Raw genomic sequence first — 9077 nt, 5'->3', positions numbered from 1 at the left:
GGCCCCTGTCCCGCGCGGGACAGGGGCCGTCGTCGTCGTGGGGGTCAGTCCTCGTGGGACTGGCGGGTGCGGACCACCGGCAGGGTGCCGGTGCGGTCGTGGGCCGCGGCCGACGTGCGGGTGCCCGTGACGAACCAGGCGAGGGTCAGGACCGCGACCCACACGAGACCGATGATGAGCGCCTGGCGCGAATCCGGGATGGTGGCCATGGTGATCACCACGGTGGCCACGAACGCCAGGCCCAGGTAGGTGCCGACGCCGCCCAGCGGCATGGGGAAGGGGGACGGCTCCGCGCCCTGCTCCGCGACGCGCCTGCGCATGGCGCGGTGGGACAGGAAGATCATGGCCCAGGTCAGCACCACGGCGAACGAGGCGACGCCGGCCACCAGGCTGAAGGCGTTCGGGTCCACGGTGATCAGCACCGCGCCGAGCACCATCACGCCCAGCATCACGGCCACGGACAGCCACGGCACGCCGCCGCGGTTGGTGTGGGTGAAGGCCCGGGGTGCCTGGCCGTCGTGGGCCATCGCGTAGAGCAGGCGACCGGACGCGTAGATGCAGGCGTTGATCGCGGAGACGGCGGCGGTGAGCACCACGAAGTTCAGCAGGTGCGGGGCGAAGGGGACGCCGAGGCCCTCGAAGATCTGCACGAACGGGCTGGCCTTGCCGTCCACCTGGTTCCAGGGGACGAGGGCCATGATGACCGCCATCGTCAGCACGTAGAACAACAGGATGCGGATCGGCACCGTGTTGATGGCCTTGGGCAGCACCTTCTCCGGGTTCTTGGCCTCGCCCGCGGCCACGCCGAGGGTCTCGATGCCGCCGAAGGAGAACGTCACGATGGTGAGCGCGGTCAGCACGCCCAGGATGCCGTGCGGCAGGAATCCGCCGTGGTCCACGAGGTTCGCCAGGCTGGCCTGGGTGCCGTCCGCGGTGGAGGCGCCGGTGAAGAGCAGGATCACACCGCCGAAGATCATCGCCACGATGGCCCCGACCTTCACGAGCGTCAGCCAGAACTCGGCCTCACCGAAGTTGCCGACGTGCGTGAAGTTGATCAGGCCGACCACGAGGATCGTGGCCGCGACCCAGGCCCAGGCCGGGACCCCCGGGAACCAGAACGCCATGTACGTGGTGATGGCGGCGGTGTCCGCGACGATCACGACGGCCAGCTCGAAGACGAAGGTCCAGCCGGTCACGTAGCCGGCGAAGGGGCCGAGATAACGGGAGGCGTAGGCGGCGAAGGACCCGGAGACGGGCTCCCGGAGCGTCATCTCGCCGAGGGCGCGCATCACGAGGAACACGGCGGCGCCCGCGACGAGGAAGGACAGGATCACGCCCGGCCCGGCGGCCTGGATGCCGCCGGCCGAGCCGTAGAAGAGGCCGGTGCCCACCGCCGTGCCCAGGGCGATGAACATGATGTGCCGCTGGCTCAGGCCGCGGTGCAGCTGCCCGCGGTCCGCGGTGGCCGCGCCGGTCTCGGCGACGCGGGAGCCGGAGGGGGAGGTGCTCACGTGAAGTCTCCGCTCGAAGGGGGGGGGGTGGATCAGGACACGCCATGGTGACTCGTGATACAGCGTTCATGCCACTTTGTCCGGTGTGATGCAAGTCATCGTGGACGTTACGTCGCGTTCGTCCGGCCAGGCCGGATGATGTGACCTCGCCCACCGCGGATTCCCCGCGGAAGGTCCGTGGCGCCCCGGCGGGTCCCGGGGCGCGCCGGGCTCAGTCCATGAGCAGCCACGCGGCGGCGTCGTGCGCGAGCCGCCCGTCCTGCACGGCCTCCGCCTCCTCGAGGGAGAACAGGGCCCGGGAATGGTTCGCGGGCAGGTCGACGGGCTCGGTCGACAGGTTCGCCATCACGAGCACGGTGCGCGCCGGGATCGGCTCGCCCGAGCCCAGGTGCCGGCCACCGCCCGAGGTGACCGTGAACGCCAGCACGCCGCGTGTGGGGTCGTGGTGCTCGGACCACGCGAACGTGCCCGTGCCCAGGTCGAGCTCGCCGCGGATCTGCAGCAGACGCCGGTACAGCTCGAACACGGAGCCCTCGACGCCGACCTGCCGGTCCGCCGCCAGCGCTCGGAAGGACGCGGGCTGGGGCAGCCACGGCGCGGCGACGCCCTCGGCGGCGGACGCGGGGCCGTCGTCGTCCGCGGGGGTCGAGAAGCCGTAGGACGGCTCGTCGGCGGCCCACGGCAGAGGGATGCGGCAGCCGTCGCGGCCGGGCTCCTTGCCGTCCGTGCGGAAGAAGTACGGGTCCTGGCGGTGCTCGGCGGCGAGGGTGGTGTGCTCGGGCAGGCCCAGCTCGTCGCCCTGGTAGATGTACGCGGAGCCGGGCAGGCCCAGCTCCACCATCGCGGCGGCGCGGGCCCGACGGCGACCGACCGCCTCGTCTGGCTGCTCGTCCTCGGCCGTGATGCCGGCGGGGTAGGAGCTCGGGTCGGCGAGGCCGTAGCGGGAGGCGTGGCGCACCGTGTCGTGGTTCGAGAGCACCCAAGTGTTCGGGGCGCCGACCCGGCCGGCCTGCTCGAAGGACCGGTCGATCGCGTGGGTCAGCGAGGCGGCGTCCCAGCCGGCCATGAGGTAGGTGAAGTTGAAGGTCTGGTGCATCTCGCCGGGGCGGACGTACCGGAACATCCGCGAGAGCGGGGCCACCCACGCCTCGGCCACCATCATCGGCTCGTGGTCGTAGGAGTCCAGGACCCGCCGCCAGTCCCGGTAGACCTCGTGGACGCGGTCCTGGTCCATGAACGGGGTGAGCGGCTCGAAGGTGTCCGGGTCGAACGTGGGGTCGGCGTCCTCGCCCGCGTCCGTGACCATGCCCATGCGGGAGTGCTCGGCGTCCGGGTAGCCGGGCTGCTTGATGAGCCCGTGGGCCACGTCCACCCGGAAGCCGTCCACGCCGCGGTCCAGCCAGAACCGCAGGATGGAGCGGAACTCCTCACGCACCTCCTCGTTCTCCCAGTTCAGGTCCGGCTGCGTGGTGTCGAACAGGTGCAGGTACCACTGGCCCGGGGTGCCGTCCGCCTCGGTCACGCGGGTCCAGGCCCCGCCGCCGAACGTGGACTCCCAGTTGTTGGGGGGCAGCTCGCCGTGCTCGCCGCGGCCCTCGGCGAAGTGGTAGCGGGCGCGCTCGGGGGAGCCGGGGCCGGCGGCCAGGGCGGCCTGGAACCACGCGTGCTCGGACGAGGTGTGGTTCGGCACGAGGTCCACGACCACGCGGATGCCGGCCTCGTGCGCGGCGGCGATCATCTCGTCCGCGTCCGCGAGCGTGCCGAACCGCGGGTCCACGGCGCGGTAGTCCGCGACGTCGTAGCCGGCGTCGTGCTGCGGGGAGAGGTAGAAGGGCGAGAGCCAGATCGCGTCCACGCCGAGCTGGGCCAGGTAGTCGAGGCGCGAGGTGACGCCGCGCAGGTCGCCCATGCCGTCCCCGTCCGCGTCCGCGAAGGAGCGCGGGTACACCTGGTAGATCACGGCGTCCACCCACCACGGCGTGACGGGCCGGTTCCGGGCTTCCGAGGGCGGGGTGCTCAGGCGCTGCGTGGTCATGGGATCCACCCTAGGCCCGACGCCGGGGCGCGCGCCCCGCGTGGGCGGCGTCGGCGGCGTGGTGTGCGTCTCGAGCACCCGGGTCGGCCCCACCCCGGTGCGCCGGCGGCCGGCTCAGGTCAGCCTGGCCAGCATCCCGACGGCGGCCCAGCGCCGGTTCAGTCGTTCCTGTGCGACGCCGGCGGTCGCCTCGTCGCCCTCCTCGAGCGCGTCGATGAGCGTCCACAGGTCGAAGACGGAGTCGTCCGGCCACACGTGCCGCGTGAGGCCGCCGTAGTCCAGCTCGATCCACGAGTCGGGGTGGAACGCGCCGAGCCACTCCACCATCACCGTGAGCTCGCCGATCAGCTCCGCATCCGGGGCGTGCCGCGCGAGCACCGCCGCCGCGTGCCCGGCCCGCTCCCGGGCGGCCACGATCGGGGCGCGCCGGTACGCCGTGCGCTCGCCGTCCACGAGGCGCTTCACCGGCTCCTCGGGGTCGAACACCGTGAGCCAGCCGTGCGGCACACCCCACGTGGCCGTGCGCGTCTGCACGCGGTGGTGCTCCGGCGCGCCGCCCTCGTCCTGCGGGTCCTGGCCCGCCGCGTCCGGGTCGGGGGAGAGGCCCCACTCGTCCTCGAGCGCCACGAGCGCGCGGCCGCGGTTCATGGCGCGCGCCGCCGGCGGGATGGCGGCCTCGTGCAGCCGCGGCAGCATCGTCTCCTCGAGCATGGCCGCGGCCATCTCGGCGCGCAGGCCCCGCTCGTCCGGGCAGTAGAAGGCGGAGCGGTGCTCGTCCTGGAGGACCCGCACCAGGTCGTCCTCACCGGGTTCCGGGAACGGGTCGGCCACGGGCCGGGCCAGGCGACGCCGGGCCCGTTCGGCCGCCTCGGCCTCGACCTCGGCACGGGTGCGGTGGCCGCCGGCGATCAGCCGCGCCTGGACCGCGTCCGGGAACGTGGCCAGCGGCTGGAAGACGCGCAGGTGCGCGGTGCCGCGCGTGACACCCGGGGGCGGGCCGCCGTCGTCGTGGGTCATCGCGGGCTCATCCGTGGCTCAGCCCAGCTCGACGACCACGGGCGCGTGGTCCGAGGCGCCCTTGCCCTTGCGCTCCTCGCGGTCGATCCAGGCGTCCGTGACCGTCCGTGCGAGGGCGGGGGAGCACAGCTGGAAGTCGATGCGCATGCCCTTCTTCTTGGGGAAGGCCAGGCCCGTGTAGTCCCAGTACGTGTACACGCCGGGGCCGGGGTGGCGCGGGCGCACCACGTCCACCAGCCCGGCGTCCTCGAACGCGCGGAACGCCGCGCGCTCGGGCGGGGAGACGTGCGTGTAGCCCTCGCGCTGGAACAGCTCGATGTCCCACACGTCCTCGTCCTGCGGAGCGATGTTCCAGTCGCCGGTCAGGGCGAGCCGGGTGTCCGGGTCCTCGGCGAGGCGAGCGGCCGCGTGCTCCTGGAGCACGCGCAGCCACTCGAGCTTGTAGCCCATGTGCTCGTTCTCCAGGCCGCGCCCGTTGGGCACGTAGAGGCTCCACAGGCGCACCGGGGCGACGCCGTCGGCCGCCTCGGCGCCCACGGTCGCCCCGATGGCACGGGACTCCTCCTGCGGGTCCACGCCGCCCTTGCCGAAGTGCGGCTGGCCGGGGAAGCCGCGCTGCACGTCGCTCAGGCCGACGCGGGAGGCGATGGCCACGCCGTTCCACTGCGAGGTGCCGTTGTGGACCACCTCGTAGCCGGCGCGCTCGAAGAGCTCCCACGGGAAGTTCTCGTCCCGGCACTTGGTCTCCTGGATGGCCAGGACGTCGATGTCATGGCGCTCGAGGAAGGCCTCGACGCGGTCGGCGCGGGCACGGAGGGAGTTGACGTTCCAGGTGGCGATCTTCACCCGGCCAGGCTATCGAAGGGCGCGGACACCGTGGGATCGGCGCCTCAGCGCCACCAGTCGTCGTGGATCGTCACCGGCGTGGTGCGCTTGTGGCGGCTGCGGAGCCAGATGCCCTCGAGCTTCTCCGCGACCTCGGTCGGGACGTCCTTGCCCTCGAGGTAGTCGTCGATGTCCTCGTACGTCATCCCGAGTTCGGCCTCGTCCGTCTGGCCCGGCGTGCCGTCCAGCAGGTCCGCGGTAGGCACCTTGTTCCACAGGGGCTCGGGGGCTCCGAGTTCGCGGCCCAGCGCCCGCACCTGCCGCTTGTTCAGGCCGGCCAGCGGCAGGACGTCCGCGCCGCCGTCGCCGAACTTCGTGTAGAACCCGGTGATGGCCTCCGCTGCCTGGTCCGTGCCGATCACCAGCTGCCCGTGGGCGCCGGCCACCGCGTACTGGGCCGTCATGCGGATGCGGGCCTTCACGTTGCCCTGGTTGTAGTCCGAGATCGGCTCCCCCACGGCCTCAGCGAAGGCGGCGGCCAGACCCTGCACGGCCTCCGCGATGTTCAGGGTGACGTCCTGATCCGCACCCACGAAGTCCAGGGCCGCCCGCGCATCCGCCTCGTCGTGCTGCACCTTGTAGGGCAGGCGCACGGCGGTGAACCGGGGGTTCTCGCGGGAGGGCACGACGTCGGCGCCCCCCCCCGCCTCACCCGGCGGGGTGGTGCCGGGGCCGCCCAGGGCGACGGCGTCCGGGACGCCGAGCTGGGCGCGGCGACGCTCGACGGCGAGCTGGGCCAGCCGGCCGCCCACCGTGGAGTCCACGCCGCCGGAGATGCCCAGGACGAAGCCGGACGCGCCCGTGGCCGCGAGGTAGTCGGCGAGGAAGGCCACGCGCCGTTCGACTTCGGCCGCCGGGTCGATCTCGGGGAGGACGCCCTGCTGGGCGATGATCCGCTGCTGGAGTTCACGCATGCCGGTCAGCGTAGGACCGGCCCCGCGCACGGGGACAGGGGCGGTCGGCGACGACGGCTCACGCGTCCGGGTGCCCCAGGTTGCGGGCGATGCGGCGCAGGACGCGGACGGCGTCGTCGATCTGGTCCCGCGGGACGTCCGCCGTCGCCTCGGCACGCAGGGCCTCGACCGCCTCACCCACGCGGGCGCCCGCGGTGCGGCCCGTGGCGGTGAGGGTGTAGAGGTCGCCCTCGACCGTCACCCAGTGGGACTCGACCAGCTCCTCGATCTGACCGGACACCGCGCCGCGCTGCTCCTCCTCGAAGCCGGCCTCGAGCTCGGCGCGGGACTGCGGGGCCACCGTGAGGGTGTTCAGCAGCTGCCACTGGACGCGGGTCAGGCCGTGCTCCTCGAGGCTCTCGGCCACGCGCGCCGCGATCAGGCCCTCGGTGAGGGTGAGCCAGTGCGCCAGGGGCAGGCCGGAGGGATGCTGGACGGGGGCGTCGTCGTGCGGGATCTCGCTCATAACCCGAGCCTAGCCAGGCCGGGACGGAATCGGCAGGGGTGGCCGGGCTCGCACTAGCATGGGCGGCATGACCGACGCGCAGACCCCCACCGTCCCCACGCCCGAGCAGGACCGCGAGCGGCTCAAGCAGCTCATCCAGGAGCTGGCCGTGGTGCACGGCCGGGTGACCCTGTCCTCCGGCAAGGAGGCGGACTACTACGTGGACCTGCGTCGTGTCACCCTGCACCACGAGGCCGCCCCACTGATCGGCCGCGTGATGCTGCGCCTGCTCGAGGAGAACGGGATCGAGTTCGACGCGGTGGGCGGCCTGACCATGGGCGCCGACCCCGTGGCCACCGCGATGATGCATCAGGCCGGCACCGTGGGCCGCGCGCTCGACGCGTTCGTGGTGCGCAAGGCGCAGAAGTCGTACGGCATGGGCCGGCAGGTGGAGGGCCCGGGCGTGGACGGGCGCCGCGTCGTCGTGCTGGAGGACACCTCGACGACGGGCGGCTCCGCGCTCACCGCCGTCGAGGGCGTGCGCAACGCGGGCGGCGACGTCCAGGCCGTGGCCGTGATCGTGGACCGTGCGACCGGCGCCGCCGAGCGCGTGGCCGAGGAGGCGGGGGTGCCGTACCTGTACGCGTTCGGCAAGGACGAGCTCGGCCTCGACTGAGCCTCGGCCGGCCCCGCGCCGCCCGCCTAGAGCCAGTCCGCGCGCTTGAACAGCACGAAGAGGGTGAGGGCCACCGCCAGCATGAGTCCCAGGGCGAACGGATAGCCGAACGCCCAGTGCAGCTCGGGCATGCCGTCGAAGTTCATGCCGTAGACCGAGCCCACCAGCTGCGGCGCGAAGATGATCGCCGCCCAGGACGAGATCTGCTTGACCTGCTCGTTCTGGGCGATCGACTGCTCGGCCAGCCGCTTCGACGCCAGCGTCGAGTCCAGCTCGAGGGCGTTGTTGAGCATCTGGCGCATGGTCATCACGCGCTCGTTGATCTGGACGGCGTGGTCGTGGACGTCGCGCAGGCGGCGCAGGTTCTCCACCTCGAGGCGCGCCTGATCGCTGAGCTCCTCGTCCTCCCAGGCGTGGGCGTCGTCGCGCCGGGGCAGGCCGTCGGCGTCGAGGCGGCGGGTGTCCTCATGCAGGCGGGTGCGCACCTCCTCCTGGAGCTGCTCCACGATGGACGGCAGCGCGCGGATGGCGTGCTGGAAGTTCAGCACCTCGCGGGAGAGCTCGTAGATGCGCCGGGAGACGTGCCCGTCGCCGGCGAAGACCTGGTCCTCGATCTCCGCGATGTCCTGTTCGAGGCCGTCGGCCACCGGGAAGTAGTCGTCCACGACCCGGTCCAGGATCTCCAGGGTGACCTGCCACGGCCCCATCGCGAGGCGCTCGCGGCCCTCCGTCTCCAGGGACCGTCGCACGGCGGCCAGGTCCGGCTCCTCCGCGTGACGCACCGTCACCACGTAGTGCTCACCGGTGAAGACGCTCAGCTCGCCGAACTCCACGGTCTCGGTGCGGTCGACGTAGCGGGCCGGGTGCAGGACCATGAACGAGTCCTCGCCGTAGCGGTCCAGCTTGGCGCGCTCGCCTCCGGCGAGGGCGTCCTCGACGGCGAGCGGGTGCAGGCGCAGCTCCTCCGCGACCGCTTGGAGCTCGGCCACGTCCGGGCGGTACAGGCCCAGCCAGGCCATGCCGCCGGTGCGCTCACACTCCTCCCAGGTGTCCTCGAGGGTGGAGGGGGCGTGGACGCGCCGCCCGTCCACGTACACGGCGTTGTCGATCATGCTCACCCGGACATTCTCCCCGACGGCGGCCCCCGGCGGATTCCAGGATGCGCGCGCTACGGTGGCGCCATGAAGACTCCGCGTCATGCCCCGCCCGTCGTCCGCGACGGCAAGACCCTGCTCCCCGCCCACGCCGTCTCCACGGCCCCGGTCACCGCATTCGGTCTGATCGGCGGCTACCTGACCGCCCGTGAGACCGGCATCCGGCCGCTCGGCGGTGTCGTGCTGGCCGCCGCCGGCCTGTATGCCGGCCGGACGTGGTTGGCCACGCGGGGGCCGGCCGTCACCGGGGGCCTGGCCGCCCTGTACCTCGGCGGCTTCGGCGCCTCCCACCCGCTGGCCAAGAAGATCGGTGCGTGGCCGGCGGTGCTCTCCGTGGCCGCGGTGTCCGCCGGGGCCGCCTGGGCCGCCGTCGACCGGTCCGAGGCCGGCCGCTGAACGAG

Annotated in this window: 9 protein-coding genes; 2 read left to right on the top strand and 7 right to left on the bottom strand. The window is 73.0% G+C overall.

Annotated elements, in window-relative coordinates; translation table 11 throughout:
* Positions 1 to 44 precede the first annotated feature (44 nt).
* The 6 genes from HMPREF3105_RS08670 to HMPREF3105_RS08645 all read right to left on the bottom strand — a co-directional run bounded on the left by HMPREF3105_RS08670 (position 45) and on the right by HMPREF3105_RS08645 (position 6867).
* Positions 45 to 1511 (bottom strand): amino acid permease, encoded by a 1467-nt coding sequence (locus tag HMPREF3105_RS08670; protein WP_036383523.1) that lies wholly within the window; start codon positions 1509 to 1511, stop codon positions 45 to 47.
* 211 nt (positions 1512 to 1722) lie between these two features.
* Entirely contained in the window at positions 1723 to 3546 is a 1824-nt protein-coding gene (locus tag HMPREF3105_RS08665; RefSeq protein WP_036383521.1) for a glycoside hydrolase family 13 protein, read from the bottom strand.
* 114 nt (positions 3547 to 3660) lie between these two features.
* Positions 3661 to 4563: a DUF8083 family protein gene (locus HMPREF3105_RS08660; RefSeq protein WP_070709267.1), complete on the bottom strand. Its 903-nt coding sequence runs from the start codon at positions 4561 to 4563 to the stop codon at positions 3661 to 3663.
* 18 nt (positions 4564 to 4581) lie between these two features.
* Positions 4582 to 5409, bottom strand: coding sequence for an exodeoxyribonuclease III (locus tag HMPREF3105_RS08655; protein WP_049147818.1), 828 nt, complete (start codon positions 5407 to 5409; stop codon positions 4582 to 4584).
* 44 nt (positions 5410 to 5453) lie between these two features.
* A complete protein-coding gene (nadE, locus tag HMPREF3105_RS08650) occupies positions 5454 to 6362 on the bottom strand; it encodes an ammonia-dependent NAD(+) synthetase (protein WP_070709264.1) in 909 nt (302 codons plus the stop codon).
* A gap of 58 nt (positions 6363 to 6420) precedes the next feature.
* Positions 6421 to 6867, bottom strand: a complete 447-nt coding sequence (locus HMPREF3105_RS08645) for a MarR family winged helix-turn-helix transcriptional regulator (RefSeq protein ID WP_036316787.1) — start codon at positions 6865 to 6867, stop codon at positions 6421 to 6423.
* A 58-nt stretch (positions 6868 to 6925) separates the two neighbouring features.
* Between HMPREF3105_RS08645 and pyrE the strand changes: the two genes are divergently transcribed.
* The gene (gene pyrE / locus HMPREF3105_RS08640; protein WP_036316789.1) at positions 6926 to 7522 is read left to right on the top strand and encodes an orotate phosphoribosyltransferase; all 597 of its coding nucleotides are present in this window, start codon (positions 6926 to 6928) and stop codon (positions 7520 to 7522) included.
* Between the two features lie 26 nt (positions 7523 to 7548).
* Here pyrE and HMPREF3105_RS08635 read toward each other — a convergent pair whose 3' ends face one another.
* On the bottom strand, positions 7549 to 8640 hold the full coding sequence (locus tag HMPREF3105_RS08635) for a magnesium and cobalt transport protein CorA (RefSeq protein ID WP_306452696.1): 1092 nt from the start codon (positions 8638 to 8640) through the stop codon (positions 7549 to 7551).
* Positions 8641 to 8703: 63 nt separating this feature from the next.
* Here HMPREF3105_RS08635 and HMPREF3105_RS08630 point away from each other — a divergent pair, with 63 nt between their 5' ends.
* On the top strand, positions 8704 to 9072 hold the full coding sequence (locus HMPREF3105_RS08630; RefSeq protein ID WP_036316791.1) for a hypothetical protein: 369 nt from the start codon (positions 8704 to 8706) through the stop codon (positions 9070 to 9072).
* The last annotated feature ends 5 nt before the right edge of the window (positions 9073 to 9077 follow it).

Source organism: Micrococcus sp. HMSC31B01, from assembly GCF_001816085.1.
Classification (GTDB): Bacteria; Actinomycetota; Actinomycetes; order Actinomycetales; family Micrococcaceae; genus Micrococcus; species Micrococcus luteus.
Note: the sequence above shows the minus strand (reverse complement) of the source record. Positions and strands in the feature narration are given on the sequence as shown.

Excerpts from the sequence above, each read along its gene's own strand:
- HMPREF3105_RS08665 (WP_036383521.1), bottom strand. The coding sequence starts at position 3,546 with ATGACCACGCAGCGCCTGAGCACCCCGCCCTCGGAAGCCCGGAACCGG.
- HMPREF3105_RS08660 (WP_070709267.1), bottom strand. The coding sequence starts at position 4,563 with ATGACCCACGACGACGGCGGCCCGCCCCCGGGTGTCACGCGCGGCACC.
- nadE (WP_070709264.1), bottom strand. The coding sequence starts at position 6,362 with ATGCGTGAACTCCAGCAGCGGATCATCGCCCAGCAGGGCGTCCTCCCC.
- HMPREF3105_RS08645 (WP_036316787.1), bottom strand. The coding sequence starts at position 6,867 with ATGAGCGAGATCCCGCACGACGACGCCCCCGTCCAGCATCCCTCCGGC.
- pyrE (WP_036316789.1), top strand. The coding sequence starts at position 6,926 with ATGGGCGGCATGACCGACGCGCAGACCCCCACCGTCCCCACGCCCGAG.
- HMPREF3105_RS08630 (WP_036316791.1), top strand. The coding sequence starts at position 8,704 with ATGAAGACTCCGCGTCATGCCCCGCCCGTCGTCCGCGACGGCAAGACC.